The 26,381-nt window shown below is 67.5% G+C and carries 21 protein-coding genes; 6 read left to right on the top strand and 15 right to left on the bottom strand.

What is annotated here, in order from left to right; translation table 11 throughout:
- Positions 1-8 precede the first annotated feature (8 nt).
- The 4 genes from ACZ92H_RS15790 to ACZ92H_RS15775 all read left to right on the top strand — a co-directional run bounded on the left by ACZ92H_RS15790 (position 9) and on the right by ACZ92H_RS15775 (position 3,471).
- Positions 9-605: an undecaprenyl-diphosphatase gene (locus ACZ92H_RS15790; protein ID WP_465050233.1), complete on the top strand. Its 597-nt coding sequence runs from the start codon at positions 9-11 to the stop codon at positions 603-605.
- A 64-nt stretch (positions 606-669) separates the two neighbouring features.
- Positions 670-1,443: a COG4705 family protein gene (locus ACZ92H_RS15785; protein WP_465050234.1), complete on the top strand. Its 774-nt coding sequence runs from the start codon at positions 670-672 to the stop codon at positions 1,441-1,443.
- 46 nt (positions 1,444-1,489) lie between these two features.
- Entirely contained in the window at positions 1,490-2,152 is a 663-nt protein-coding gene (locus tag ACZ92H_RS15780; protein ID WP_465050235.1) for a response regulator, read from the top strand.
- On the top strand, positions 2,128-3,471 hold the full coding sequence (locus ACZ92H_RS15775; protein WP_465050236.1) for a sensor histidine kinase: 1,344 nt from the start codon (positions 2,128-2,130) through the stop codon (positions 3,469-3,471). The genes ACZ92H_RS15780 and ACZ92H_RS15775 overlap by 25 nt, the downstream gene beginning before the upstream one ends.
- Here ACZ92H_RS15775 and ACZ92H_RS15770 read toward each other — a convergent pair.
- From ACZ92H_RS15770 to ACZ92H_RS15700, 15 genes are all read right to left on the bottom strand, one after another.
- Positions 3,468-6,578, bottom strand: a complete 3,111-nt coding sequence (locus ACZ92H_RS15770; protein WP_465050237.1) for an efflux RND transporter permease subunit — start codon at positions 6,576-6,578, stop codon at positions 3,468-3,470. The genes ACZ92H_RS15775 and ACZ92H_RS15770 overlap by 4 nt on opposite strands.
- On the bottom strand, positions 6,578-7,744 hold the full coding sequence (locus tag ACZ92H_RS15765; RefSeq protein ID WP_465050238.1) for an efflux RND transporter periplasmic adaptor subunit: 1,167 nt from the start codon (positions 7,742-7,744) through the stop codon (positions 6,578-6,580). The genes ACZ92H_RS15770 and ACZ92H_RS15765 overlap by 1 nt, the downstream gene beginning before the upstream one ends.
- A complete protein-coding gene (locus ACZ92H_RS15760) occupies positions 7,741-9,201 on the bottom strand; it encodes an efflux transporter outer membrane subunit (RefSeq protein ID WP_465050239.1) in 1,461 nt (486 codons plus the stop codon). The genes ACZ92H_RS15765 and ACZ92H_RS15760 overlap by 4 nt, the downstream gene beginning before the upstream one ends.
- A 90-nt stretch (positions 9,202-9,291) precedes the next feature.
- On the bottom strand, positions 9,292-9,792 hold the full coding sequence (locus ACZ92H_RS15755; protein WP_465050240.1) for a Fur family transcriptional regulator: 501 nt from the start codon (positions 9,790-9,792) through the stop codon (positions 9,292-9,294).
- Positions 9,793-10,136: 344 nt separating this feature from the next.
- Positions 10,137-11,489: a c-type cytochrome gene (locus ACZ92H_RS15750; RefSeq protein WP_465050241.1), complete on the bottom strand. Its 1,353-nt coding sequence runs from the start codon at positions 11,487-11,489 to the stop codon at positions 10,137-10,139.
- Positions 11,482-13,086, bottom strand: coding sequence for a GMC family oxidoreductase (locus ACZ92H_RS15745; RefSeq protein ID WP_465050242.1), 1,605 nt, complete (start codon positions 13,084-13,086; stop codon positions 11,482-11,484). The genes ACZ92H_RS15750 and ACZ92H_RS15745 overlap by 8 nt, the downstream gene beginning before the upstream one ends.
- A gap of 28 nt (positions 13,087-13,114) precedes the next feature.
- On the bottom strand, positions 13,115-13,621 hold the full coding sequence (locus ACZ92H_RS15740) for a sugar dehydrogenase complex small subunit (protein ID WP_465050243.1): 507 nt from the start codon (positions 13,619-13,621) through the stop codon (positions 13,115-13,117).
- Positions 13,622-13,634: 13 nt separating this feature from the next.
- Positions 13,635-15,233, bottom strand: coding sequence for a methyl-accepting chemotaxis protein (locus ACZ92H_RS15735; protein WP_465050244.1), 1,599 nt, complete (start codon positions 15,231-15,233; stop codon positions 13,635-13,637).
- Between the two features lie 21 nt (positions 15,234-15,254).
- Positions 15,255-16,655 (bottom strand): c-type cytochrome, encoded by a 1,401-nt coding sequence (locus ACZ92H_RS15730; RefSeq protein ID WP_465050245.1) that lies wholly within the window; start codon positions 16,653-16,655, stop codon positions 15,255-15,257.
- Positions 16,652-18,286, bottom strand: a complete 1,635-nt coding sequence (locus tag ACZ92H_RS15725) for a GMC family oxidoreductase (RefSeq protein WP_465050246.1) — start codon at positions 18,284-18,286, stop codon at positions 16,652-16,654. The genes ACZ92H_RS15730 and ACZ92H_RS15725 overlap by 4 nt, the downstream gene beginning before the upstream one ends.
- 41 nt (positions 18,287-18,327) lie before the next feature.
- On the bottom strand, positions 18,328-18,843 hold the full coding sequence (locus tag ACZ92H_RS15720; RefSeq protein WP_465050247.1) for a sugar dehydrogenase complex small subunit: 516 nt from the start codon (positions 18,841-18,843) through the stop codon (positions 18,328-18,330).
- Between the two features lie 66 nt (positions 18,844-18,909).
- Positions 18,910-20,079 carry a porin gene (locus ACZ92H_RS15715; protein WP_131370490.1) on the bottom strand — a complete coding sequence of 390 codons (1,170 nt, stop codon included), beginning with the start codon at positions 20,077-20,079 and terminating at the stop codon, positions 18,910-18,912.
- A 111-nt stretch (positions 20,080-20,190) separates the two neighbouring features.
- The gene (locus tag ACZ92H_RS15710; protein WP_465050248.1) at positions 20,191-21,573 is read right to left on the bottom strand and encodes a sodium:solute symporter family protein; all 1,383 of its coding nucleotides are present in this window, start codon (positions 21,571-21,573) and stop codon (positions 20,191-20,193) included.
- Positions 21,574-21,580: 7 nt separating this feature from the next.
- A complete protein-coding gene (locus ACZ92H_RS15705) occupies positions 21,581-22,429 on the bottom strand; it encodes an IclR family transcriptional regulator (RefSeq protein ID WP_465050249.1) in 849 nt (282 codons plus the stop codon).
- 502 nt (positions 22,430-22,931) lie between these two features.
- The gene (locus ACZ92H_RS15700) at positions 22,932-24,740 is read right to left on the bottom strand and encodes an ArnT family glycosyltransferase (RefSeq protein WP_465050250.1); all 1,809 of its coding nucleotides are present in this window, start codon (positions 24,738-24,740) and stop codon (positions 22,932-22,934) included.
- Between the two features lie 174 nt (positions 24,741-24,914).
- Here ACZ92H_RS15700 and ACZ92H_RS15695 point away from each other — a divergent pair, with 174 nt between their 5' ends.
- Together ACZ92H_RS15695 and ACZ92H_RS15690 are read left to right on the top strand one after the other, a co-directional pair.
- Positions 24,915-25,850 (top strand): glycosyltransferase family 2 protein, encoded by a 936-nt coding sequence (locus tag ACZ92H_RS15695; RefSeq protein ID WP_131370499.1) that lies wholly within the window; start codon positions 24,915-24,917, stop codon positions 25,848-25,850.
- Positions 25,847-26,239 (top strand): GtrA family protein, encoded by a 393-nt coding sequence (locus ACZ92H_RS15690; RefSeq protein WP_131370502.1) that lies wholly within the window; start codon positions 25,847-25,849, stop codon positions 26,237-26,239. Before ACZ92H_RS15695 ends, ACZ92H_RS15690 begins: the two co-directional genes overlap by 4 nt.
- Positions 26,240-26,381 lie beyond the last annotated feature (142 nt).

Below are 26,381 nucleotides of genomic sequence, written 5' to 3'. Positions count from 1 at the left end.
GCTAAACCATGGAACACCTCAATGTCACCCTGTTCGCCCTGCTCAACGGCCCGGCGGCGCCCTCCCCCGTCACCCTTGCCCTGGCGCTGCTGTTCGGCGAATGGCTGATCTGGCTGCTGCCTGCCGCCGCCGTCGCCGCCTGGCTGCGCGGCGGCGAGGCGCTGCGCGCGCGGCTGCTGGCGGCCACCGCCACGGTGCTCGCCGGCCTGGGCCTCAACCAGCTGATCGGCCTGGGATGGCAGCATCCGCGCCCGTTCATGCTGCACCTCGGGCATACCTTCATCGCGCACGTGGCCGATTCCTCGTTCCCCAGCGATCACCTGACAGTCATCTGGTGCGCCGCCGGCGCCCTGCTGCTGCAGCCGTCCACGCGCGCCGCCGGTGCCGTGATTGCCCTGCTGGGCCTGCCCGCCGCCTGGGCCCGCATCTACCTGGGCGTGCATTTCCCGTTCGACATGCCGGGCGCGGCGCTGGTCGCCATCGTCAGCACCGCGCTGACGGCCTGCCTGCCGCAGCCGGTCGCCCTGGCGCTGGCGCGGCAGGCCATCCGCGCTTACCGCGCCCTGTTCGCCCCCCTCATCGCGCGCGGCTGGCTGCGTCCCTGAAGCCTATGGCTGGCCTAAGTCTGGCGCCCCACACTGGCAGCACCACCACTGACCGGAGCCCATCATGCCCACTCATGCCCCCGCCGCCAGCCGCGTCTGGCTGAACAAGATACCCCACGCCACCGTGCTGTTCTGGATCATCAAGATGATGTCGACCACCGTCGGCGAGACGGGCGCCGACTACCTGAACGCCGACCTGCACTTCGGCCTGGGCGGCACCACGGCCGTCGTCGGCGCCCTGCTGGCCCTGTGCCTGTGGGCGCAGCTGCGCGCCAGCCGCTATGTTCCCGTGCGCTACTGGCTGGTGGTGGTGTGCGTCAGCGTATTCGGCACCCTGCTGACGGACAACCTCACCGACCAGCTGGGCGTGCCGCTGGCCGCCTCCACGGGCGCCTTCTGCGCCGCGCTGGCAGCCACTTTCCTGCTCTGGCACCGCAGCGAGCGCACCCTGTCCATCGACAGCATCGTCACGCCGCGCCGCGAATGGTTTTACTGGGCCGCCATCCTGTTCACCTTTGCCCTGGGCACGGCGGCCGGCGACTGGGTGGCCGAGGGCATGCAGCTGGGCTACGCGCATGCGGCCCTGCTGTTCGGCGCCCTGATCGCCGCCACGGCCGCCGCCCGTTACCTGTTCCAGGCGAATGGCGTGGCCTGCTTCTGGATCGCCTATGTGCTCACGCGCCCCTTCGGCGCCGCCTGCGGCGACCTGCTGTCGCAGCCGGCCGGCAATGGCGGCCTCGGTTACGGCACCGTCGCCACCAGCGCCCTGTTCCTCGCCACCATCGTCGCCCTGGTGGCCTATCTGTCGGCCACGCACAGGCATGCCGCGCCGCGCTGAGGACAAATATGTGAAAATCGCGGCAGGACATTGAAGAAAGACAGCCATGCGGGTACTGCTGGTGGAAGACGATGCCATGATAGGCGCGGCCGTGCAGGCAGCGCTGCGCGACGCCGCGTACGCGGCCGACTGGGTACGCAACGGCCAGACGGCGCTCGACACCCTGGCCTGCCAGCACTATGACGTGGTGCTGCTGGATCTGGGCCTGCCGGGCAAGGATGGCCAGGACGTGCTGCGCGCCATCCGCGCCAGGAACAACGTGCCGCTGCTGGTCATCACGGCCCGCGACGCGCTGGAACAGCGTTTGCTGGGCCTCGACGGCGGCGCCGACGACTATGTCCTGAAACCGTTCGAGATGGCCGAGCTGCTAGCGCGCATGCGCGCCGTGCTGCGCCGCAAGGGCGGCGCGGCCGCCCCCGTGCTGGGCAACGGCAGCGTCTCGCTCGACCCGGCCACGCGCGTAGCGACGGCCGGCGGCGCGGCCCCCGTGCAGCTGTCGAACCGCGAATTCGCCCTGCTGCACGCCCTGCTGCTGCGCCCCGGCGCCATCCTCTCGCGCAGCGAACTGGAAGAGCGCATCTACGGCTGGGGCGAGGAAGTGGAAAGCAATGCCGTCGAATTTCTCATCCATGCGCTGCGCAAGAAGCTGGGCGCGGCCGTCATCAGGAATGTCCGGGGCGTGGGATGGATGACCTCCAAGGGCGCGTGAAGCGCGTCAGCAATGCCCTGCGCACCTCGCTGCGCTGGCGCCTGTCCCTGTGGCTGGCCCTGGCGATCTGCTGCGTGGCCGTGCTGGCCGGCGCCTTCGCCTTTTATGCCGCTTTCCGCCAAGCCCATGAACTGCAGGACGACATGCTGCGCCAGGTGGCCGCGCTGGCCAGCCGCCAGCCGCTGGCCGCGCCGGGCGGCGCCGATGCGGATGAACATGACGACAGCGACAGCACGGTATATGTGCAATGGCTGGGCGCCCCACTGGCTGGCGCACCGGCGCTGCCGGCCCACCTGCCCGACGGCTTGCAGACGGTGCGCGCGGATGGCGAAACCTACCGCGTGATGGTGCGCGGCAGCGGCGGACAACGCCTGGCCGTGGCGCAGGAAACCTCGGTGCGCGATGAAGCGGCGCGCGACAGCGCCCTGCTGACCCTGATTCCCTTCCTGCTGCTTGTGCCCGTGCTGCTGCTGGTCGTCACGGACCTGGTGCGCAAGCTGTTTGCGCCCGTGCGCGATGCTGCCCGCGCCGTCGATGCGCGCGGCGAGGACGACTTGCGGCCCGTCGCCAGCGCCGCCCTGCCCGCCGAAATCCGTCCCTTCGCCGATGCCATCAACCGGCTGCTGCTGCGCGTGGCCCGGTCGATGGACGAACAGCGCCGTTTCATCGCCGACGCGGCGCATGAGCTGCGCACGCCATTGACGGCCCTGTCGCTGCAGGCCGAGCGCCTGGGCGCCACGCCGCTGCCCGCGGAAGCGCAGGCGCGGCTGGCGACCCTGCGCGACGGCATGGCCCGCAGCCGCGCCCTGCTGGAGCAGCTGCTGTCGCTGGCGCGGGCGCAGCAAGCCACCGATGCGCCCGCGCCGGCCACCTCCGTGCACGCCATCTGCCGGCAGGTGCTGGAAGAGCTGCTGCCCCTGGCCGAGGCCAGGCACACCGATATCGGCCTGCTGGCCGGCGGCGACGTCCTGGTGCAGGCCGCTGCCACCGACCTGGCCACGGTGCTGCGCAACCTGGCCGGCAACGCCATCCGCTACACGCCGCCGGGCGGCAAGGTCGACCTATCGCTGCGGCGCGCAGGCCCGTTCGCCATCCTCGCCATCGAAGACAACGGTCCCGGCATCGCTGCGGCCGAACGGGAACGCGTCTTCGACCCGTTCTACCGCGTGCTGGGCAGCGGCGAGGAAGGCGCCGGCCTGGGCCTGTCCATCGTGCGCGCCATCTGCCTGCGCCTGGGCGCCACGGTGGCGCTGCACTGCGCCGACCCGGCCGGCGGCACGGGCCTGCGTGTCGAAGTGCGCCTGCCGGCAGCCCATTAAACCGTCTTTTCCTCCAGCGCGCCGTGGCGCGCGTCGCGCCGGTGTTCCAGCGCCTTGGCGGCGCGCTCGAAGTACAGGTAGATGACAGGCGTGGTAAACAGGGTCAGCGCCTGCGACACGATCAGGCCGCCGACGATGGAGATCCCCAGCGGCACGCGCAGTTCCGCGCCCGCGCCGTGCCCCAGGGCCAGCGGCAAGGCGCCGAACAGGGCCGACATGGTGGTCATCATGATGGGCCGGAAGCGCAGCAGGCTGGCCTGGCGGATGGCCTCAAGCGCGGACAGTCCCTGCTCCCGTTCCGCCACCAGCGCGAAGTCGATCATCATGATGGCGTTCTTCTTGACGATGCCGATCAGCAGGATGATGCCGATCATGCCCATGATGGACAGGTCCTGGCCGCAGACGATCAGCGCCAGCAAGGCGCCCACGCCGGCCGACGGCAAGGTGGAGATGATGGTCAGCGGGTGGATCGGGCTTTCATACAGCACGCCCAGCACGATGTACACGGCCACCAGCGCCGTCAGGATCAGCCACGGCTCGCTCTTCAGGGAGCTCTGGAAGGCCTGCGCCGCGCCCTGGAAGGTGCCGTTCAGGGTGGCCGGCATGCCGCTGGCCAGTTCAGCGTCGTGGATGGCCGTGACGGCGTCTCCCAGCGCATAGCCAGGCGCCAGGTTGAACGAGATGGTCACGGCGGGGAACATGCCCTGGTGGTTGATGGTGATGGGCGAGACGCCCTGCGTCACCCTGGCCAGCAGGTTCAAGGGCACCAGCTGCTGCGTCAGCGGCGAGCGCACGAACAGGTGTTCCAGCGCCTGCGTGGACAGCTGGAAGGCCGGGTCGACTTCCTGGATCACGTGGTACTGGTTCAGCTGCGTGAACATGGTGGCCACCTGGCGCTGGCCGAAGGCGTCGTACAGCGTATCGTCGATGGCCTGCGCCGTGATGCCGAAGCGCGACGCCGTGGGACGGTCGATGGTCAGGGTGGCGCTGCCGGCCGACGACTGCAGGTCCGACGACACGTCACGCAGCTGCGGCAGCGCCGCCAGCTGCTTCGTCAGGGTCGTCGACCACTGGTTCAGGCTGGCCACGTCCGTGCCCTGCAGGGTGTACTGGTACTGCGCGGCGGCGATGCGCCCGCCCACCTGGATATCCTGGCGCACCTGCATCTGCAGCACGATGCCGGGCACCACGGCTGTACGCGCCTTCAGGCGCGCCATGACCTGGTCGGCGCTGGCCGTGCGCTCGCCGAACGGTTTCAGGTTGATCATCATGCGGCCCTGGCTCAGGGTCGGGTTGGCGCCGATCCAGAAGTACACGTTGTCGACGGCCGGGTCGCTCTTGACGATGCGCCCCAGCTGCTGGATGCGCGCCGACATGGCGTCGAACGAGGTGTCCGGCGACGCCTGCGCCAGGCCGACGATGAGGCCGGAATCGGCTTGCGGGAAGAAGCCCTTCGGGATGGCCACGAACAGGGCCGCCGTGGCGAACACGGTGGCGATCGTCACGCCCAGGGTCAGGCCCCGGTGGCGCAGCACGATGTCGAGCAGGCGGCCGTAGCCGGCCGTCATGCGCTGGAAAAAGCCCTCGCTCCACTGGTAGAAGCGGCCCTGCTTCGCCTTCTCCCCGGCGCCCGGCTTGATCAGCCAGGCGCACAGCATGGGCGTGACGGTCAGCGAGACGAACGCCGACATGACGATGGCGACGCTGACGGTGACGGCGAATTCGCGGAACAGCCGCCCCACGATGCCGCCCATCAGCAGGATGGGAATGAAGACGGCGATCAGCGAAATCGTCATCGAGACGATGGTGAAGCGCACTTCCGTCACGCCCAGCACGGCCGCTTCCAGCCGCCCTTTCCCCTCCTCGATATGCCGCATGACGTTCTCGATGACGACGATGGCGTCGTCGACGACAAAGCCGATGGCGATCGTCAGGCCCATCAGCGACAGGTTGTCCAGGCTGTAGCCGCACAAATACATCACGCCGAAGGTGGCGATCAGCGACAGCGGGATGGTCAGGCTGGGTATCACCGTGGCCCACAGATTGCGCAGGAAGGAAAAGATCACCAGCACCACCAGGCCCACCGTCAGCATCAGGGTGAACTGCACGTCGCTGACGGAAGCCTGGATGGTCTGCGTGCGGTCGCCCACCACGTCCAGGCGCGCGGCCGGCGGCAGGCTGGCCGTCAGCTGCGGCAGGCTGGCCTTGACGTTGGCGATGGTGTCGATGACGTTGAAGCCGGGCTGCTTGTGCACGTCGAGGATGATGGCGCGGCGGCCCTGCAGCCATGCCGCCTGGTGCGTGTCCTCGGGCGCGTCGAGCACCCGCCCCAGGTCGCCCAGGCGGATCGGCGCGCCGTTCTTGTAGGCCACCACCATGGCGCGGTAGCCGTTGGCGTCCGTCAGCTGGTCGGTGGCGTTCAGCACCACCGCCTTGTCCGGGCCGTTCAAGGTGCCCTTGGGCGCGTTCACGGTCTGCGTGCCGATGATGCCGCGCACGTCTTCCAGGCTCAGGCCCAGCGCCGCCAGCTTGTCCGGATCGACCTGCACGCGCACGGCGGGCCGCTGCTGGCCGTGGAAGTCGACCAGGCCCACGCCGTTCATCTGCGAGATCTGCTGCGCCACGTGGTTTTCCGCGTAGTCGTCGAGTTCCGTCAGCGGCATGGTGTCCGAGGTCAGGGCCAGCGACAGCAAGGTGAAGTCGGCGGGATTGGTCTTCTGGTAGGTGGGCGGGCTGGGCAGGTTCTTCGGCAGGCTGCCGCCGGCCGCGTTGATGGCCGTCTGCACGTCCTGCGCGGCGCCGTCGATATTGCGCGCCAGGTCGAACTGCACCGTGATCGAGGTGGTGCCCAGCGAGCTCGATGATGTCATCTGCGTGATGCCCGGGATGGCCGACAGCTGGCGCTCCAGCGGCGTGGCCACCGAGGTGGCCATGGTGTCGGCGCTGGCGCCGGGCAGCTTGGCCTGCACCTGGATGGTGGGGAAATCGACTTGCGGCAGGGGCGCCACGGGCAGCATGAAATACGCCACCAGGCCCACCAGCAGCACGCCGATGGCGAGAAACGAGGTGCCGACGCGGCGCTGGATGAACAGTTCGGTAAGCGACATTATCGTGCTCCCTGCGCGGCCGTGGCCGTGGCCATGGCCGTGACCGGCGTGCCCTGCGCGAGCCGGCTCTGGCCGTCAAGCACCACCTGTTCGCCGCCCTGCAGGCCGGCCGTGATGGCGGTATAGGCGCCGTCGCTGGCGCCCGTGGCCACCTTGCGCACGCTGGCCTTGTGATCAGGTCCCGTGACGTAGACGAAGTTGCCGTCCTGGCCCGTCATGATGGCGGCGCTGGGCAGCGCGACGACGCCATGGTCGGTGCGCAGCAGCAGGCGCGCCGTCACCAGCTGGCCCGGCCACAGGGCCCGGTCGGCGTTGGCGAAGCCCGCCTTCAATTTGATCTGGCCCGTGGCCGCGTCGACCTGGCTGTCGATGAAGGCCAGCCGGCCATCGGCCAGGGGCTTGCCGCCCGACGCGTCGGCCACGGCGACGGCCAGTGGCGCCCTGGCCTGCTGCTGCGCCAGTTCGCCCAGGTTTTCCTGCGGCACGGAGAACAGCACGGTGATGGGCGCGATCTGCGTCAGGGTCACCAGGCCGGCCGCGTCGGCCGCCTTGACCATGGCGCCCACGTCGGCCTGGCGCATGCCCAGGCGGCCGCCGAACGGCGCGCGGATGGTGGCGTAATCGAGCTGCAGGCGCGCCGTTTCCACCAGCGCCTGGTCGGCCGCCACGGCGCCCAGCTGGGCGGCCAGCTGCGCCTGGCTCGTATCGCGGCTTTGCGTGCTGCCCGCGCCGATCTCCGCCAGTGTCGCGTAGCGCTGCGCATCGAGGCGCAGGCTGGCCACGGAGGCCGCATCCTTTTGCAAGGTGGCTTGCGCCTGCAGCAGGGCCGCGCGCAAGGGGCGCGGGTCGATCTGCGCCAGCAGCGTGCCGGGCGCCACTTCCTGGCCTTCCGCAAAGGCGATCTTCTGCAGCTGGCCATCGATGCGCGTCTTGATGTCGACGGCGTTGAGGGCCGTGACGGTGCCCACGGACGACAGCCACACGGGCATGTCGCGCCGTTCGGCCACGCCCAGGTGGACGGGAACGGCGGCCCTGGCGGCGGGCGCCGGCGCCGGTTTATGCAGCGCATACGCGCCGCCGGCGGCCAGGGCCGCGATCAGCGCGGCCAGCAGCCAGCGGCCGCGCCGCGCTCCCGCGCCAGTGCTGCTGTGTTCTTCTTGGTTCACGGTGTGACTCCCGAAATGGATGCAATGAATGGGGTATCGCTGGCGGCGTCGAAGCCGCCGCCCAGGGTGCGGAACAGGCCCACGGCCGCCTGCAAACGGCCCAGGCGCGCTTGCAGCAAGGCGTCCTGCGCCTGGGCGCGCGTGCGCTGCGCCGTCAGCACGTTGAGGAAATCGCTGCTGCCCAGCCGGTACTGCGCCTCGGCCAGGGTGCTGGCGCGCTGCGCCGCGCTGGCCGCGTCCTGCGCCGCCGCTTCCAGCTCGCGCTGGTGCACGGTGGCGCTCAGGCCATCCTCGACTTCCTGCAGGGCGCCCAGCACCGTGCCCCGGTAGGCGGCCGCCAGTTCCGTGGCGCGGCCCTGGCTCACCGTCAGCTGGCCCTGGCGCTGGCCGCCGTCGAACAGGGTTTGCGCCAGCGCGGCGCCGATGTCGAGGATGGGATTGGACGACAGCAGATGGCCCAGCGCGGCGCTGGTCACGCCCGCGTTGGCCGTCAGGGTCAGGTTCGGATAGAAGGCGGCGCGCGCCGCGCCGATGTCGAAATTGGCGCCCTGCAGGCGCGCTTCGGCGGCGCGGATGTCGGGCCGGCGCTGCAGGATGCTGGCCGGCAGGCCCGCCTGCGGCTGCGGCACGCCCACGGCTTGCACGCCGCCGTCGGCCAGCGCGAACTGTTCCGGCGTGGCGCCCACCAGCACGGCCAGCAAATGGCTGTTCTGCTCCAGTTGCTGCTGCAGCGGCGGCAGCGCCGCGGCAAAGCTGGCCGCCGCGCTGCGCTGCTGCGCCACCTGCAGGCCGCTGGCCACGCCCAGGTCCGCCTGGCTTTGCACCAGCACCAGCAGGCGCTGCGCATCGTCGGCGATGCCCTGCGCCAGGCGCAGGCGTTCGCGCAGCGACAGCAGCTGGAAATAGGTATCGGCGACGGAGGCGGTAAGCGTCAGCGCCACCGTGTCGGCGTCGTACACGCTGGCCTGCGCCAGCGCCTGCGCCGCGTCGCCGGCCGCGCGGTTCCTGCCCCAGAAGTCGAGCTCGTAACCGGCCTGGGCAAACAGGCTCTGCGTGTTGCTGCTGCCGCTGCCCACCTTCGCCGTCGTGCCGCTGCCATTGTGGACGCGGTCCAGCGTGCCGTTCAGGCTGACGGTGGGATACAGCGCGGCGCCGGCCGACTGGGCCGTGCCGCGCGCCTGATCGATGCGCGCCCGCGCCTGCGCCAGGGTCGGGCTGTCGCGCAGCGCCCGGTCTTCCAGCGCGGACAGGGCGGGATCGCCGAAGCTGCGCCACCAGCCGCTGCGCACGGGCACGGTGGCCTCCAGCGGTGACGCCTGGTAACTGTTCCAGCGCGGCGCCAGGTCCACCCGGGGCCGCTCATAGGCGGGCACCAGCGAACAGCCGCCCAGCAGGATGGCGCTGGCGGCCAGGGTGGCCAGGATGGGGATCCTGGCCCGTCGTATCGGGAATCTCATGGTGATGGCCTCGTTCTGAACTGGTGTCCAGAATAGGCCGCAGGGGCTAAATCCCCCTTCGCCGCCAGATGAAATTTAATTCATGCTGTTTCAGGCCGGCCGCTGCGGCAGCGCCTGGGCGCAGTCGTTGCACGTCCCTTGCATCGACAGCGAGGACAGCATGTGATCGAAACCGGCGCTCCTGGCAAGCCGGTAGAACGTTTCAGCGAACTGCTTGTCTTCCAATGGCATGGCGCGTCCGCAGCCGCGGCACACACAGCAATATGCAGCCGGCGGCGGCGAGGCTGGCGCCAGTGCATACAGCAGCCTGGCCTTGGGGTCGATTTCCTCGCGTTCGCGGTGCAACAGTCCCCGGTATTCGAGTTCGTGCAGCACGCGGTAGATGGTGCCCTGGCTGATGCTCACGCCCCGCTCGCCCAGGCGGCGGAACAGGGTTTCCGCCGCGAGCGGCTGGTGGCGATATTCGTGCAGCATGTCGACGATCGCGGCGCGGGCGCTGGTCGGGCGCAGTCCGGCCTTGCGCAGGTAGGCATGCGCATCGCCATGGTCGGGGGAAGATGCCTGCGGGGCAATCGATTGTGCTTGATCCATGTGCCTGGGCCGGTGATGTCACTGTGTGGCGGGCGCTGCATTCTCGCCCTGGCTGGCAATGGTAGCGAGCCGATCATGAACAGGGCATGAAGAAGCGCTGCCACGCAAGGCAAGCAATAATGATGCTCGCGCTCATTTGCCTGTGCGATGCCACCTTCGCTGTGCGCGTGCGCAAGGACACCGGCGTGCTGCCGGGCTAGCGGCATTTCGAGGGCAAGCGCGCCATGGAGCGCCGCATCCCGCATGCCGCGCTCCAGGCTGCCTGTCCGCGCATGAAAAAACCCCGACAGCCAGTGCCTGGCGTTCGGGGTTGCTGGAGCGACGGCGCGGCTGGCTGTGGCGGTTTAACGCGCCTGGCCGGCAAGCCGGGCCTTGCGCTTGCGGCGCCAGGCAAACGCCAGCAGCAGCGCCAGCAAGGCGCCCAGCAGCATGCCGCCGCGCGCCAGCGGCAGCAGCAAGGGCGCGTCGCCGCCCGCCCGCAGCGAACGCACGCGGCCTTCGTCGACGCGCGCCGCGCCGTGGCCGAAGTCGGCCACCACGTAGTTGCTGATGTCGGCGATCTGCTGGTCGGTCAGCTCGGCGGCAAAGCCGGGCATGCCCTGCCAGTCTTCCGGCCACACGCCCTGCAGGATGGCCATGGCCACGTTGTCCCCGTTCGGATGGCGCAGCACGGGATGGTTGCGCAAGGCGGGCAAGCCGCGCATGCCGTCGCCATTGTTCTGGTGGCAGGAGGCGCAGTTATCGCGGTACAGCTGCTCGCCGGGACGCAGCTTGCCCGCCATTTCCGCCAGGTCGCTGCCGGAGAGGACTGGCACGGCGGGCGCCACGGCTACGGCAGCGTCCTGCGTTCCACCCGGCAAGGAGCGCAAGTAGGTGGCCATCGCCTGCACGTCGCGCAGTTCCATCTGCGAGAAGCTCTTCTCGATCGCTTCGAGCATGGGGCCGCCCGCCGTGGCGCCATTGCCCGCGTGGCCCGTCATCAGGTAGTCGACGATCTGCTGCTGGCTCCAGCCGCCCATGCCGGCGCGGTTGCCCGGCGTGATGTCGGGCGCGTACCAGGTGCCCAGCGAACTGCCGCGCAGGAACTGGCCGTCCTGTTCCGCCATCAGCACGTTGCGCGGCGTATGGCAGGTGCTGCAGTGGGCCAGGCCCTGCACCAGGTAGGCGCCCCGGTTCCATTCGATCGACTGGCCGGGCACGGGCGTGAATGGCTTGCTGTCGAGAAACAGCGCATTCCACGCTGCCATGGAAAAGCGCAGGTTAAACGGGAATGGCAGCTGCGTTGGCGGCGACGGCGTGTCGTCGGCCTTGACGCCATGCATGAAGTAGGCATACAGCGCGCCCAGGTCATCATCGCTGAGCTTGGCATATGCCGTGTACGGCATGGCCGGGTACAGATGACTGCCGTCGGCGCGGATGCCCAGGCGCACGGCGTCGCTGAACTGCGCCTGCGTGTAGCGGCCGATGCCGGCCGTGGGCGATGGCGTGATGTTGGTGGCGTAGATCGTGCCCAGCGGGCTGGCGATGGCATGGCCGCCGGCAAACGGCGCCTTGCCCGTCTGCGTGTGGCAGGCGATGCAGTCGCCGGCCGTGGCCAGGTACTGGCCACGCTTGATGAGGTCAGCGGAAGGCTGGGCGCTGGCCGCGCCGGCCGCCAGCAGCAGGCCGAAGGCGAATGTCTGCAGTAATTTATGCATGGCGCGCCTCCGCGATGATCTGGTCGGCCGTGCGCAGGGCCAGCGCAACGGCCGTCAGGGTGACGTTGCAGGTGCCCACGGTGGGCATGATGCCCGTGCCGGCCATGTACAGATTGGCATGGTCGTGCGCGCGGCCATAGGAATCGACCACGCTGGTGGCCGCGTCCTTGCCCATCGACAGGGTGCCCGTAATGTGCTGGCGGTTGCCGAAGGCGCCCTCCTTGCTGTGCTTGATGTTCGTCGCGCCCAGTTGCGCGGCAATGTCGTTGTAGCGCTGGCGCGTGGCGGCCGTGCCCTTGATCACGTACTCGTCGATATTCCAGAACATGCGCGGCGTGGGCAGGCCCAGCGCATCCTTCTTGTCGCTCAGGGTGACGCGGTTTTCCGGGTCGGGCAGCTGTTCCAGCGCATTCTTGATGCTGACGCGGCGCGCGGCGCGGTGCAAAATGCCCGCTTCCAGCTTGACGCCGTGGTAGCCCTCCTGGATCAGCTCCTTGGTGACGGACGCCACTTGCGAGGCGTTGGAAATGTCGATGCGGAATGGCGCATGCTCCTGGCGGAAATCGCCATCGCGGAACTGGCCGATGGAACAGGGGCTGACGGGGCCCCGGCCCGCCCAGACGGGTTCGTCCATGTCGAACGTGACGCCGATGGCGGGATGGTCCGTCAGGTTGCGCCCCACCTGGCCGCTGCGGTTGGCCAGGCCGTCGGGGCATTGCGCGCTGGTCGACATCAGCAGCAGCTTGGCCGACTCGATGGCGTTGGCGGCGATGACGAAGGTCTTGCCCGTCACCTTGTGGCTGGTCTTGTTCCAGTCGTAGTAATGCGCGGCCGTGATGCGGCCCTGCGCATCGTGCTCGAAACGGTAGACCACGGCTTGCGTCAGCACCTGCACGCCGGCCTGCTCCGCGCTGGCGGCGGCGATGCCGCCGTGATACTGGGCGTCGATCGGGCACACGGGCATGCAGTTGTTGTTGCCGCAGCAGGCGGGACGGCCGTCGAAGCTGCGGCTGTTGCGCGCCGTGCAGTCATCCTCGACCTTGAAGGCGGGCGCCAGGCGCTCCGTGATGCGCTGCTGGAACCACGAGGCCGGCACCCGGTCCATGGGAAACGGCTGCGCGCGGGGCGAGCCCGTGTCGGGCGAACCGCCCGTGCCGGTGATCACTTCCGCTTCATAATAATACGCTTCCAGCTCGTCGTAGCCGATGGGCCAGTCCTTGCCCACGCCATACGCCGACTGCGTGCGGAAATCGTTGGGCAGGAAGCGCCACATCTGCGCCGCCCAGTGCCAGCTGGTGCCGCCCAGCATGCGGATGTATTGCGCCTGGAACGCATGCGGGCCGCTCTGCTCCAGGTAATGGTTGGCTTCCGGCGTGAACGTGGGGTGCGGGGCCATTTCGGAAAACGGATACGGCGCCATGAAGTCGGCCTTGAAGGCGGAATGGCGGTAGCTGTTGACCAGTTCGCCGCGCGACACGCGGGGGCCCGATTCCAGCATCAGGACGGACTGGCCGGCCAACGCCAGCTTGCGCGCCAGCAGGGAACCGCAGATGCCGGCGCCGATGACGACGACGTCGGCGGATTGATTGTTTTTCATAAGTGTACTTGGATGAACGATGACGAAATTAAGGCTGGACGGACCAGGTGCCGATGGGGCCGTACGAATAGCTGGGCGGCACCAGGGTGGGCGCGGCCAGGCGGTTCGACAGCGCCTCGGTGAAGGTCACGCAGACGGCCTTCTTGCCCTTGCCGACGACGCCCAGGTACCAGGCTTGCAAAATGGCCTGGCTCAGCGCGCGTTCGGCTTTTTGCGCGTCGGCAAACGCCGTGGTATCGCCCTGCAACAAGCCCGCCTCCTGCGCCAGCGCAGCCTGCAGCTTGAGCAGCGTGGCGTCGAAATCGGCGGTATTGAGTTGAAAGGCCCGGTACAGGCCCTGCGCCAGCGCGGGATCGAGCGTGGCGCGGCCCGTCAGCGCCTGCGAGACCGTGACGAAAGCGGCGGCATTGCTGCTGGCCGGCTGCAGGCCCGCCCTCGCCTGCCGCGACAACAGCAACTGCCCGGCCACGCCGGACAGCAGCAGCAGGCCGGCGCCCTTGAGGACGAGCCGGCGGTTGAACTGGTTCTTGTGCATGGGTGCTCCTGTTTTATTTGAGTAGTAATGGTTGTGGGCGCTGCGCTGCCGCTGCCTGGTGCAGCACGAAGGTACTGACCACCCCGGCCAGCAGGTTCGCCTGGCCCTGCAGCGATTCGGCGGCCGCCGCCGACTCTTCCACGAGGGCCGCGTTTTGCTGCGTCACGCTGTCCATCTGCATGATGGCCTGGTTGATCTGCTCGATGCCCAGCGTCTGCTCGTGGCTGGCCGCCGTGATTTCGGCGATGATGTCGCTGACGCGGCGCACGCTGCCCACCACCTCGTCCATCGTGGCGCCCGCCTCCGCCACCAGCCGCGCGCCCGCGTCGACCTTGCCGACGGAGTCGCCGATCAGCGCCTTGATCTCGCGCGCCGCCTCGCTGGAGCGCTGCGCCAGGTTGCGCACCTCGCCGGCAACGACGGCAAAGCCGCGTCCCTGCTCGCCTGCCCTGGCCGCCTCGACGGCCGCGTTCAGGGCCAGGATGTTCGTCTGGAAAGCGATGCCGTCGATGACGCTGATGATGTCGACGATCTTTTTCGACGAGGCGTTGATCGCCTGCATCGTTTCGACCACCTGCGCCACGACCACGCCGCCACGCCCCGCCACGCTGGAGGCCGACTGCGCCAGGCTGTTGGCCTGGCGCGCGTTGTCCGCGTTCTGCTGCACCGTGCCCGTCAACTCTTCCATCGACGAGGCCGTTTCTTCCAGCGAACTGGCCTGCTCCTCCGTGCGCGACGACAGGTCCAGGTTGCCGGCGGCAATCTGCTCGCTGGCCGTGGCCATGGCATCCGTGCCCGCGCGCACCTGGCCCACGATGTCTTGCAGGCTGGCGTTCATGGCGCCCAGCGCGGCCAGCAACTGGCCCGTTTCGTCGCGCGTGTCGGCCACGATATGGCTGGTCAGGTCGCCCGCCGCCACGGTGCGGGCGATGGCCACGGCGCGGTGGATGGGCACGGTGACGCTGCGCGTGATGAACACGGCGATGGCGATGCCGAAGGCGATGGCCAGCGCGCTCAGGGCCACGGCCAGCTTGCGCGCCCGCACATAGGCCTGCGACGAGGCCAGCGTGGCGGCATCGTTCAGGCGCGTCTTGATGGTGGCCAGTTCCATCAGTTCCTTGCTCCAGCGCACCTGCAGCGGCTTGAGTTCGTCGAACAGCACGCGTACGCCGGCCTCTTCCTCATTGGCCTGTCCCAGCGCAATGACCTTGCGCATCACGGGCACGGCGGCGGCGCTGGCCGCCTGCACCCGCGCCAGCGCCTGCGTTTCCTCGTCGGTGACGCCGTAGCGGGCGAAGGCCTGGCGCAGCGCGCTTTCCGCCGCGTCATAGCGCTTCGCGTGCTCGTCAAACAGGGCCGCTTCCGCGTCGATCTGCGCCGGTTCGCGCAGCAGCACGACATTGCGCAGCGCCAGCATGCGGTTCGACACGCCGAAGCGCATCGCCGTGGCCGCGTTCGACTCGACATTGGCGGCCTGGGTGAGGTACTCGATCTCGCCCTGCAGCATGGCCATGCGGCTGATGCCCAGCGCGGCCACGCCCAGCAGCATGCACAGCACGATGCCGAAGGCGGCGCCGAGCCGCGCGCCGATAGTGAAGTTAGCTATTTTCATGGTTGTTTTTCTTCATAAGACTTACGCCCGCCGGCGGCGGCGCCGCAGGAACAGGAAGGCGATTGCGGCGGCGGCCAGCACGCCCGCCCCCATGCCCAGGCGCGCCAGCAACAGCAGCGGCGACGCCGGCCCGCCCTGGCGGATCACTTCGACATCGGCCGCCTGGATGGCCGGCGCGTCCGCGCCCGCGCCGTGGCCGGCCTGGATATAGTTGGCCAGCGCGGCAATCTCGTCGTTGGACAGGCTGGTGACGGCATTGGCCTGCGCGCCGAACGGCGGCATGAAGACGTGGCCCTCGGCCGTGTTGCGGTCCACGCCCAGCAGGATGGTCGCCAGCAGATTGCTGGTATTCACGGTGGCCGAGTTGTGGAACAGGCTGGGGTAATAGCCGTCGCGCGTGCCTTGCGCGCTGGCGCCATGGCACGAGGCGCAATTGGCGGAATACAGCTGCGCGCCTTGCAGCGGACCCTGCATGCCGGCCGCGTAACCGTTGCCGCGCAGGCTGGCCAGCGCATTGCCGGGCTGGCCCTGCCGGAAGCGCGACACCGTCTGCGGTGCCTGGCCCGTGTCGGCCACGGCCGGCACATCCTTGATGTAGACGGCGATGGCCTGCAAGTCGTCGTCGCTCATGCGGCTGAAGCTCAGGCTGATGGCCTCGGCCATGCTGCCCGCCGCCTGCGCCTTGCCGGCCAGGCGGCCCGTGCGCAGGTATTGCACCAGTTCCGCCTGCGTCCAGCTGCCGATGCCGGCCGTCGGGTGCGAGGTGATGTTGGGCGCATGCCAGGCGCCCACTTGCGCGCCGCCGAGGAACAGGTCCGCCTTTTCCTGCATCAGCACGCCGCGTGGCGTATGGCAGGTGCTGCAGTGGGCCGGGCCTTCGGCCAGGTAGCGCCCGCGCAGCCATTGCGGCGAGCGCGACGGTTCCGGTTTCAAGGGCTGGTCCTTGAGGAACAGCGCGTTCCACACATGCATCGACGCGCGCATATTCATGGGAAATGGCAGGCGCGTGGGCGCCGTGGCGTGCTCGGAGGCGGGCACGGCCTGCATGAAATAGGCATACAGGGCCTGCATGTCGGCATCGCTCATCACGGCATACGCCGTGTACGGCATGGCCGGATACAGCGGCGCGCCATCGGCTCGGATGCCCTTGCGCAAGGCGTCGCTGAACTGCTGCTGCGTATACTGGCCGATGCCAAACTGCTTCGATGGCGTGATATTGGTGGAAATGATGTCGCCCACGGGCGAGGCCATCGACAGCCCGCCCGCCATCGGCTTGCCGTGGTGCGCCGTGTGGCACGCCATGCAGTCCGAGGCGATGGCCAGGTAGCGGCCCTTTTCCACCAGCTCGGGCGAAAAAGTGGCCGCGCCGGCCGGCAGGCCGATGGCCAGCAGGCACAGTGCCTTGAAGAAATGTCGCTTCATGCGGCACCCCGCATCTGGCGCACGATGGCGTCGGCCGCCTTCAGGCCCAGCGACACCATGGTGATGGTGCTGTTGCCGCAGGCCGTGCTGGCCATGGCGCCGCCGCCTGGCAGGAACAGGTTCTCGTGGTCATGCGCGCGGCAGTCGGCATCGACCACGGAATCAGCTCCGTCCAGGCCCATGATGGTGCCGCCCATGATGTGCTTGCTTTGGGCGAATTTCGGGCTCAGCTTGATGTCGGTGGCGCCCATGGCTTGCGCGATGCGCTTGCCGATCGGTACCGAATACTGCTCGGCCGACTTGCGCGTGTAGTCGCCCACGTCGTAGTGGATGGCCGGCTTGGGCAGGCCCAGCCAGTCTTTCTTGCCGGAGAGCGTCAGGCGGTTATCCGCATGCGGCAGCACTTCGTGCGCCAGCACGATATCGGCCGTGCACGCCGTCATGCGGCGGATTTCCGCATCCAGGGCCTTGCCCACCAGGCCCTGCTTGAGAGCATTAAAGGTGACGAAGCGGTTGCGCGCGAAATTATTGAAGCGGAAATAGGCGCCCGCATGTTCCGAGCGGAACGCGCCCTGCGACGTTTCCATGATGCCGCTGTTGACGACGGGTCCCACGCCGGCCCAGAACGGCTCGGCCAGGGTCAGGGTCATGGTCAGCTGCGGGTGGTCCATCATGTTGCGGCCCACCTGGTCGGAACTGTTGGCCAGGCCGTTCGGGTTGCGCGCATTGGCCGACATCAGCAGCAGCTTGGCCGTCTCGATGCCGTTACAGGCCAGCACGAACAGCTTGCCCGTCACGCGGTGGCTCTGCCTGTGTTCGTCGAAATAGGTGACGGCCTCGACCCGGTTGCCGGCCGCCGTGTCGACCTTGTAGACGACGGCGTTGGCGCGGATCGTCGCGCCCTTCGCTTCCAGGCGCGCCAGCGCCGTGGCGGCGTCGTACTTGGCGCCCACGGGACAGACGGGCACGCAGTTGTTGTTGGCGCAGCAGGCAGGACGGTCGTCATACGGCATGCCGCTGTTGCGCGCCTGCGCCGTGGGGATATTCTGATAGCCGAGGGTCTTGACGACGTCCGTGAAGCGCTGCTCGCCCGGCCCGAATGGCAGCGGCGGCATCGGATACGGCTTCGAGCGCAGCGGCGGCCACTGCTGGGCGGGATCGGACGGGCCGCAGATGCCCAGCAGGTATTCGGTGCGCGCGTAGTACGGTTCCAGGGTCGCGTAGTCGAAGGCCCAGTCGCGGCCCACGCCGTACAGGGTGCGCAGCTGCATGTCCTGCGGCGTCAGGCGCCAGCAGGTGCCGGCCCAGTGCCAGGTGGAGCCGCCCGCGTAGCGGATGAAGGTCTGGGCGTAGCGGTCGGGACCGCTCAATTGCAGGTAGGCGTCGTCCGGCGTTTCGCTCGACGGCATGGGGTGCGGCGCCCACGGCTTGGGCGGGTAGCAGGAGGAGGGATCGCCCTTCAGGGCCAGCGGCAGGTTGCGGAAATTCTCGACCACCTCGGCGCGCGTGACGCGCGGGCCCGCTTCGAGCATCAGCACCTCGATGCCGGCGTCGAGCAGCTGCTCGGCGATCGCCACGCCGACGACGCCGGTGCCGACGATGACCACATCAAAGCTGTTGGAAATAGCCATGTTCAATTTACTTTTTGGGTTGCGTTGCGGGTTACAAGGGTTCAGAAATGCGGCATGTCGGACAGCGGCACGATGGCGCGGCTCCAGGCGTTCGGCCCCGTGAGTCCATAGGAGGGAATCGCCACCACGTCGGCCGTGGTCCGGTAGGTCAGCGCTTCTTCAAAGCTGAATACCCGGGCATCCTTCTTCGCCGACGAGCAGCCCGTATACCAGGCGAAGATCACCCAGTGGGCCAGTTCCTGCAGGGGGCCGGGCGGGATGTCGGCAAAAAAATCCTCGACCAGCACGGCCCCCTTCGCCGTGGCGATGGCCAGGATGGCATCCGCCATGGCCGCGCTGTCCGCATACTTTTCCGCCGCGGCGGCGGCGATGCGCGCGCCGGTCGCCGGGTTCAGCTGGTGGTTGACCAGCAGCGCCGACAGGCGCATGAAGGCGCCCGCGTCCACCGCCGGCGCCGTGCGCGCCGCAATGGCCCGGGCGGGCAAGCCGCCCCAGGTCACCCAGGCGCGCGAGGCCACCGCCGTGCCGAGCAGGAATGTGCGTCGTGATAAAGCCATAGTCTTCTTTCAATGTCGCCGGCCGGGGCACTGCCCTGGCCGGCTGCTGTCATGCCGGTATCAGGTTCAGAATGCGTGGCGCAGGCCGACCATGAAGACGTTCTGCCTGCCGTTCGACGACGGCGTGGCCACTTGCGAATCGCCCACCACGGCCACCGCGTTGATGGGCGTCATGCCATCGGCCGCCAGGGTCTGGCCGCGCGCGCGCTGGGTCGCCTCGACGATGTAGATGGCCGTGCGCTTGGAGAGCCAGTACGACTGCTGCAGCGACAGCTGGCGGTAGTTGGCCGCGTCGCTGATGCCGTTGGCCCGGGTGGCGCGCGTGTAGGTCAAGCCGGCGCCCAGCTGCCAGGGCGTGCCCGTCTTCCAGCTGGCCAGCACGGCGCCCGTGTTGAAGATGGCCGTGTCGGCAAAGCGCGACGAGGCGTTCGGGCGGTACTGCACGTTGCTCAGCGAGCCGCCCAGGCCCAGCGCGCCGCGCTGGTAGAAGGTGGCGGCCGTCAGATACTGCACCTCGCGGGCCGACAGGTAGCCCGCGTTGATGGGCGACTTCGAGAAGCTGCTGGCTGCCGTCGGGTCCCACGTGGCTTGCTGCGGACCGTTCTTGAGTACCTGGTAGCCCAGCGCATAGCGCCATGGGCCCGCATCGTATTTCGCCGCCGCGCTGAACGCGCCGCCGCTGCCCTGGTGGTCCGCCTGCTCGCCGGACGCGGCCAGCACGCCGAAGCTGGCGCCATGCCAGTCGGGCGACACATACTTGATCGAGTTGTTGTTGCGGATGGTGATGTCGAGGCCATCGATGTCGCCCGGGTGGGCGCCGGTGGCCCCCGTCAGCACGGGCACGGGTCCCAGTGGATTGAGGAAGCTGAAATATGGCGCGTACTGGCGCCCGGCCGTCAGGGTACCCCAGCGCTTGTCGGACAGGCCGATGAAGGCGGCGCGGTTGAACAGGCTGCCGGCCTGGCTGGCCGTGCCATCGTCGAGATTGAAGCCCGCTTCCAGCTGGAACAGCACCTTGGTGCCGCCGCCCAGGTCTTCCGTGCCCTTGAAGCCGATGCGGCTGCCATCCTTGGTGCCGCTGCGCAGATAGGTGTTGCTATTGCCTTTCTGGTTGCTGGTGTACGCGACGCCCGCGTCGACGATGCCGTACACGGTGACGTTCGATTGCGCCGCGGCGGCGCCATACACGCCGGACAGCAGGATGCCGCCCAGGAGGAAGAAGTTATTCTGTTTCATATCAGGTCTATCTTGAGGTCAGGATGCCGGCGGAACCGGCTGGAAAACGCGCCAGACTGCGGCGCAAAGTCGAATGGGGGCATGCGGTGCGGGGCGAGACGCGGCGCGGACTCAGATGCGGGCCGGCCTCCAGTGCAAGAGTTTGTCGATGAAGATGACGATCGCCGGCACGGCCAGCGCGACATACATGTTGTCGACGCCATACGGGTTGTCCAGCACATACCACACGGTGGTGGCCACCGCCGATGCCAGCAGGCCGCAGCTGGCGCCCCGGTTGCTGGCAAAGAACGGCAAATAAAAGCCGATCATGGCGACGATGGAAATCGACAGGCGCAGCGCGCGCGTAAAGAAGGACAGCTGCAGCAAGCCTGGCGCGACAAAGACAAACAGCAGGGGAAGAAAACCGATCAGCACCGCCAGGCGGCGCGTGGTGATGAATTCGCGGCCGGCGCCGGGCTGCCAGTACGGCACATAGAAATCGCGCACGACGAGCGAGGCGATCGCCAGCGCCACCGTGCTGACGCTGATGAAGATCGACGCCACCAGCGCCACGCTGACAAAGCCGGCCGCGTACACGTTCATGCCTTGCAAAAACACGGGCAGCGCATACAGGCTGTCGAGCTGCGGATACAGGTAGCGCGCGGCCACGCCGATCAGGCCCAGCGCGATGCTGACGGGAATGGCCAGCGCCGCCGCGATGAAGGTCGAGCGGCGCGCCGCGTCCGCGCTGGCGGTGGAGGAAATCGCCTGGATGATGTACTGGGTGGAAAACACGGAACCGATGGTGCCGATGCAATACGCGGCGATGGTGGACGCGCCCAGCTGGCCATCCCACGTGAAATACGCTGCCGGCAAGGTCTGCATGACGGGCGCCAGGCCGCCGCACAGGTGCAGCGCCACGCCCAGCACGACGAAGATGCCCAGGTACTTGACGCCGCTGTGCAGCAGGTTCACGTACGCCAGGCTCTTCATGCCGCCAAAGGCGAAATAAAAGGTGCTGACGGCGGCGATGACGGTGGCCGCCACGGGCAGGTCGACTTGCAGCACGACGGCGATCGAGGCGGCGCCGCTGAGGTAGTTGCCCACGTTGACCAGCAGCAGCGCGTAGATCATGATCAGCGACACGATCAATTGCGTGGCGCGGCCATAGCGCCGGAAGATGGCGCCGGAAATGGTGAATTCGCCCGTGTCGTACACCTTGCGGGCGAGGAAGAGACCGAACAGGGGAAAGGCGATGGCCGCGCTGAGCACGGCCCAGGAGGCGGCCATGCCCGATTCAAACGCGCCCTGCGCCGTGCCGATGGTCGACTTGGCGCCGATGAACTCGGACAGCATCAGGATGCCGACCACGGTCGCCGGCAGGCTGCGTCCGCCGACCATGAATTCACTGGCCGTGCGGCTGCGCGAACGGGCCGTCAGCCATGCCGTGAAAACGATGTACAGCGCCACCATCGCCACGATGATGGCCGTATCCGCGTGTCCGAACGTACGCATGCCGCAATTACTGGGCCGCACTGGAGGCATAGCCTCCCGTTGCCTGCAGCGCCTTGGCCAGGGTCTGCGCGGCCTGCTGCACGGCGGCGACGGTGTTGTGCTCGAACTGCTGCAAGCTCGTCTGCCAGACGGGCGCGGCCACGCTGAGGGCCGCGATGGGCAAGCCGTCGATGTCGAACACGGGCGCCGCCACCACGTACACGCCGGACACATTCTCCTGGTCGGACACGGCATAGCCGCGGCCGCGCACGGTATCGAGGCGCAGCAGCAGCGCATCCATGTCCGTCAGGGTGGTGGCCGTGCGCTTGATCAGCGGCTGGCCGCGCAGGATGCGCACCTGCGCATCGCGCGGCAGCCAGGCGAGGATGGCCTGCCCCACGGCGCTCGAATACGCGGGTACCTTGCTGCCGATGCGCACGTCGACGCCCAGCTGCGTCAGCCCCGCCTGCACGCGCTCGGCGTACATCACGTCGCTGCCATCGAGCACGGCGACGGAGGCCGCCTCGTTGACCTCGCCCACGAGGCCGCGCAGGATGGGACGCGCCAGGGTGCGCAAGTCGGAGCGGGCGATGGCATGGAAACCCAGGTCCAGCACTTTCAGCGTCAGGCGGAAGCGGCGGGTATTGTCGACCTTGTCGACATAGCCGATCTCCACCAGGGTATTGATGAAACGGAATGCCGTGGCATTGTCCATGCCGCTCTTGCGCGCCACTTCCGCCATCGTCAGTTCCGGCTCCTGCGCCGTGAATGCCTGCAGCACCTTGAACCCCTTGGCCAGCGATTGCACCGTGTTTTTCGCATTCGCCGGTGCCGGCGCGGTCATCTCCGCAGATGCGGCAACAGTATCTTTACTCAAGTCTGACTCCCTCAATAATTCGGAATGCGAATTATAATTCGTAAACTGAAGGGCAATGCCCCCGCGTGCTGCCGCATGCTCGCTGCCCCCAGGTGGCAGTGGCACGCTCGTCCCATGGCGCCATGCCCTGTCTTGAGCTTGCGCACCGACCTGCCAGCCGTTCCGGACCATCAAAATTCGGAATGCGAACTTTTATTCGGAAAAATAATTGAACTGCACCGCCGATAATGCGATTTCCTGCGATTGCACCGGCAAAAGGCGACACGCAGCGCCACCAGGGCGTCGCATGACTACGCCACTATATCATATGAGCACCATATACCTTGACCTTAGTCAAGATTTTTAGTGCCATACGGAAATTTTCATGCCAGAAAAATGCAGGCATCTACCATGTGCAAAGTTCAGCCGGCCGCGCTCGCTGCAGGCCGCGCTCGCCTGCCCGCGCTAGCCCCGCGAATAAAAAAAACTGAAAAATCAAAGGCGTGCATCGGACATGACGGAGCTATAAAATCCGGTACAACGCCACGGGCCCATGCTGATACACCAGCGCAAACGACTGCTCGAAACCCGCCTGAGTGGTGATGCCCGGCATGCGCGTGACATGCACCAGCAGGCTGTCGTTGCCGCGCTGGCGCAAGGCTGCCGCCAGGGCAGCCGGCGCCAGCGTGGCGAAGTCGCGGTAGCGTCCCGGCCCGAAATGGTCGCCCGACGTATGCAATGGCGCGTAATACAGCGCATCTTCCAGCCCGAACTGGTAAGTCTGCCGCATCGGATGCTGGCGCAGATACGCCAGCACCGGATAGCCGGTGATCTTGCGTTCCAGGATCGCCTCGCGCGCCGCTGGCGCCGGCGCGATCAGGGCCCAGTTATCCGCCCACTTGCTGGCGACAGTCGGCAACAAGATCAGCAAGGTCAGCGCGGCCAGGATCGCCGCCGCGCGGTGCTCAATACTGGCGATGCGCGCAGGCGCCGGGTGCCGTAGCAGCCCGCCGATCTTGCCGATTCCTGCCATGAACAGCCATCGCCATGCCGCCGCGGCGAGCAGCGCCAGGATGGGGAAATACGGCATCAGGTAGCGCGCATAGTGCGACGTCAGATACCAGACCAGCAGCGCATACGCGCTCAATATCAGCGCCGCGCGCGCCGCCGGGATTTGCCGCAGGCCGGGAACCAGGGGCGCGAGCAAGGCTGGCCAGAGCACGAAATGCGGCCAGTTCGCATGCATCTTGAGATCATTGAACTGATACACATAGTCTTCCAGGTTCCAGTCCGTAAAACCGAACAGCTTGCCGCCGACAGGCGCAAACGGATCCCCCGTCATCAGGTAATTGCGGGCGTACCAGTAGATGCAGGGTAGCAGCAGGCTGATGCTGGCCACCAGCCAGACACCGGGCTTGCGTGTCCGCAGCAACATGGCAATGGCCAGCGGCAGCAGCACCGTCAGCGACTGGTATTTGGCGCCCACCGCGATGCCGAACAGGAATGCCGCGCTGGCCAGCCAGCCAAGCTGGCGCGGCTGCTCCATCCAGCGCGCGAAGCCCAGGCAGCCGGCAAACATGAAGGCTGTCACGCCGAGGTCGATCATGGCGCTGTCATAGTCCCAGCGCGTCAGTACCAGGAAAATGATGGTTGCCAGGCAAGCCAGTCCGGCACCGCCATGCCGCTTGCCGGTCTGGTACACCAGGAAGGTGGCCAGCCAGCCCATCAGCGCGTTGAGCATGTGGGGCAGCACATCGTCCTGCACCAGCATGCCGCCGGCAAACAGCACATCGACGTTGTAGGGGAACCATGGATAGCGCAGCCACGCGTTCACCGTGAGCTTGCCGTTGAGTACCCACTGCTGGGCATGCGGCAAGTGATACATGACTTCATCCCACGCCAGTGGCGGGCACAGGGGGGCGATCACGGTGGGCAACAGCAGCAGCGCGATGATCAGTCCGGCGCCACGCAAGGGCCAGCTGGCGGCACGCCAGCGCGCGCGCCATGACGGCCGGGCCGACGGGCGCAGCGCGCGCAATTGGCCGATGCCGATCAGTGCGCCGGCCAGCACGATGCCGAGCACCGGCGCGAGCCGGAATTGACCGGCAATTGCCAGCCACTGCAAGAAGCAGACCGAGACACCGATGCCCACCATGGCGCTGTAAGCGTGCAGGAACGGGGCATCCGCACCAGTGGGCGCAGACGCCGCTGCCAATGGCATTGAGGATGGAATGAAACGCCGCATCAGGAAATGGCCGTAACCCCAGCTCGCAAACAGGAAGACCAGCAGCGTCAGGTAATGCAGGGCGGCATAGCCGATTTTGTCCATCATGAATGTGCCACAACAAGATGGGTCATCGTATGCTCACCAGTACACTAAAATTATCAACTATAATTATTGATGATGCATATCATCGCGTCAAGCGCGGTGCACGACGCACCCCGCGCACTGGCCGGCCCTCCTCGGTGCGCTCTCGCCCCATGGCTCCCCCACAGGAACAACTTAATGATCCACCAGCAGCAAATTGCAGTACTCATTCCCTGTTACAACGAAGAAGTCGCCATCGGCGCCGTGGTCCGTGATTTCGTGGCGGCCCTGCCCGGCGCCACCGTGTACGTGTTCGACAATAACTCCAGCGACCGCACCAGCGAAATTGCCAGGGAAAATGGTGCGGTAGTGTATAGCGTGCCCCTGCAAGGCAAGGGCAACGTCGTGCGGCGCATGTTTGCCGACATCGAGGCGGACGCCTACGTGCTGGTCGACGGCGATGACACCTATGCGGCCGCGAGCGCACCGGCCATGCTGGACAGCCTGTTCACCAGGCGGCTCGACATGGTGGTGGCGCGCCGCATCACCGAAGAAGTCGCGGCGTACCGGGCCGGACACCGGCTCGGCAACTGGCTGCTGACTGAATGCGTGGCGCGCCTGTTCGGCCGCTCCTTCAGCGACATCCTGTCCGGCTACCGCGTGTTTTCACGGCGCTACGTGAAGTCCTTCCCTGCCCTCGCCAACGGTTTTGAAATCGAGACCGAGCTGACGGTGCACGCGCTTGAACTGCGCATGTCGGTCGACGAAATCGCCTCCCCGTACAAATCGCGTCCCGTAGGCTCGCACAGCAAGTTGAATACCTATCGCGATGGGGTGCGCATCCTGCTGATGATCGTCAAGCTGTTCCGCATCGAGCGCCCGCTGGCGTTCTTCGGCGGCATCGCCGCGCTGCTGGCGACACTGGCGACCTTGCTGTCCGTGCCCTTGTTCATCACTTACGCGGAAACGGGCCTGGTGCCGCGCTTCCCCACCGCCGTGCTGGTCACGGGCATGGGCATCACGGCAGCGCTGTCGGCCGCCTGTGGACTCATACTCGACACCGTCACCCGTGGACGCCAGGAAATCAAGCGCCTGACCTACCTGCAAATCCCCCCGCCGCAACGCCCACGATGAGCCAGTTCGTCCGCTTTTGCCTGGTCGGTGCGCTGGGCTTCGTCATCGATGCGGGCGTGCTGCAATTATTGCTGCTCACCTTAGCGGCGAACCCGTACAAGGCGCGCATTTTCTCGTTCCTGGCGGCAGCCAGCGTCACCTGGCTCTGCAACCGGCGCTACACCTTCCGCACCGCCAACCGGGCCAGCCGCGCCGAATGGCTGCGTTACGTCGGCCTGATGGCGGTGGGCGCCCTCGTCAACTACGCCGTGTATGCACTGTGCATCGCCACCGTGGCATACGCCCGGGCGCAGCCATGGACTGCGGTGGCGGCGGGTTCCGTGGCCGCCCTGGGAATTAATTTCGCCCTGTCCCGGCTGCTGTTCCAGCCGAAATCGTGCGGCAACTGAGGCGAACGACATGACAGCCTCGCGCTGCCAGATACCCCGCCGCTTTGCCTTGGAACATGCAGCATAAAAAAAGCCCCTGAAAAATCAGGGGCTTAGCTGTTTCATTGACCCGGCGTTACCTTACGGTGCCGGACGGGAGATT

The sequence above is a fragment of the Janthinobacterium foliorum genome (assembly GCF_978021625.1).
Note: the sequence above shows the minus strand (reverse complement) of the source record. Positions and strands in the feature narration are given on the sequence as shown.

What these genes read in the sequence shown, in the direction of transcription:
- ACZ92H_RS15790 (WP_465050233.1), top strand. Translation starts at nt 9, where the DNA reads ATGGAACACCTCAATGTCACCCTGTTCGCCCTGCTCAACGGCCCGGCG.
- ACZ92H_RS15785 (WP_465050234.1), top strand. Translation starts at nt 670, where the DNA reads ATGCCCACTCATGCCCCCGCCGCCAGCCGCGTCTGGCTGAACAAGATA.
- ACZ92H_RS15780 (WP_465050235.1), top strand. Translation starts at nt 1,490, where the DNA reads ATGCGGGTACTGCTGGTGGAAGACGATGCCATGATAGGCGCGGCCGTG.
- ACZ92H_RS15775 (WP_465050236.1), top strand. Translation starts at nt 2,128, where the DNA reads ATGGATGACCTCCAAGGGCGCGTGAAGCGCGTCAGCAATGCCCTGCGC.
- ACZ92H_RS15770 (WP_465050237.1), bottom strand. Translation starts at nt 6,578, where the DNA reads ATGTCGCTTACCGAACTGTTCATCCAGCGCCGCGTCGGCACCTCGTTT.
- ACZ92H_RS15760 (WP_465050239.1), bottom strand. Translation starts at nt 9,201, where the DNA reads ATGAGATTCCCGATACGACGGGCCAGGATCCCCATCCTGGCCACCCTG.
- ACZ92H_RS15755 (WP_465050240.1), bottom strand. Translation starts at nt 9,792, where the DNA reads ATGGATCAAGCACAATCGATTGCCCCGCAGGCATCTTCCCCCGACCAT.
- ACZ92H_RS15750 (WP_465050241.1), bottom strand. Translation starts at nt 11,489, where the DNA reads ATGCATAAATTACTGCAGACATTCGCCTTCGGCCTGCTGCTGGCGGCC.
- ACZ92H_RS15745 (WP_465050242.1), bottom strand. Translation starts at nt 13,086, where the DNA reads ATGAAAAACAATCAATCCGCCGACGTCGTCGTCATCGGCGCCGGCATC.
- ACZ92H_RS15740 (WP_465050243.1), bottom strand. Translation starts at nt 13,621, where the DNA reads ATGCACAAGAACCAGTTCAACCGCCGGCTCGTCCTCAAGGGCGCCGGC.
- ACZ92H_RS15735 (WP_465050244.1), bottom strand. Translation starts at nt 15,233, where the DNA reads ATGAAAATAGCTAACTTCACTATCGGCGCGCGGCTCGGCGCCGCCTTC.
- ACZ92H_RS15730 (WP_465050245.1), bottom strand. Translation starts at nt 16,655, where the DNA reads ATGAAGCGACATTTCTTCAAGGCACTGTGCCTGCTGGCCATCGGCCTG.
- ACZ92H_RS15725 (WP_465050246.1), bottom strand. Translation starts at nt 18,286, where the DNA reads ATGGCTATTTCCAACAGCTTTGATGTGGTCATCGTCGGCACCGGCGTC.
- ACZ92H_RS15720 (WP_465050247.1), bottom strand. Translation starts at nt 18,843, where the DNA reads ATGGCTTTATCACGACGCACATTCCTGCTCGGCACGGCGGTGGCCTCG.
- ACZ92H_RS15715 (WP_131370490.1), bottom strand. Translation starts at nt 20,079, where the DNA reads ATGAAACAGAATAACTTCTTCCTCCTGGGCGGCATCCTGCTGTCCGGC.
- ACZ92H_RS15710 (WP_465050248.1), bottom strand. Translation starts at nt 21,573, where the DNA reads ATGCGTACGTTCGGACACGCGGATACGGCCATCATCGTGGCGATGGTG.
- ACZ92H_RS15700 (WP_465050250.1), bottom strand. Translation starts at nt 24,740, where the DNA reads ATGATGGACAAAATCGGCTATGCCGCCCTGCATTACCTGACGCTGCTG.
- ACZ92H_RS15695 (WP_131370499.1), top strand. Translation starts at nt 24,915, where the DNA reads ATGATCCACCAGCAGCAAATTGCAGTACTCATTCCCTGTTACAACGAA.
- ACZ92H_RS15690 (WP_131370502.1), top strand. Translation starts at nt 25,847, where the DNA reads ATGAGCCAGTTCGTCCGCTTTTGCCTGGTCGGTGCGCTGGGCTTCGTC.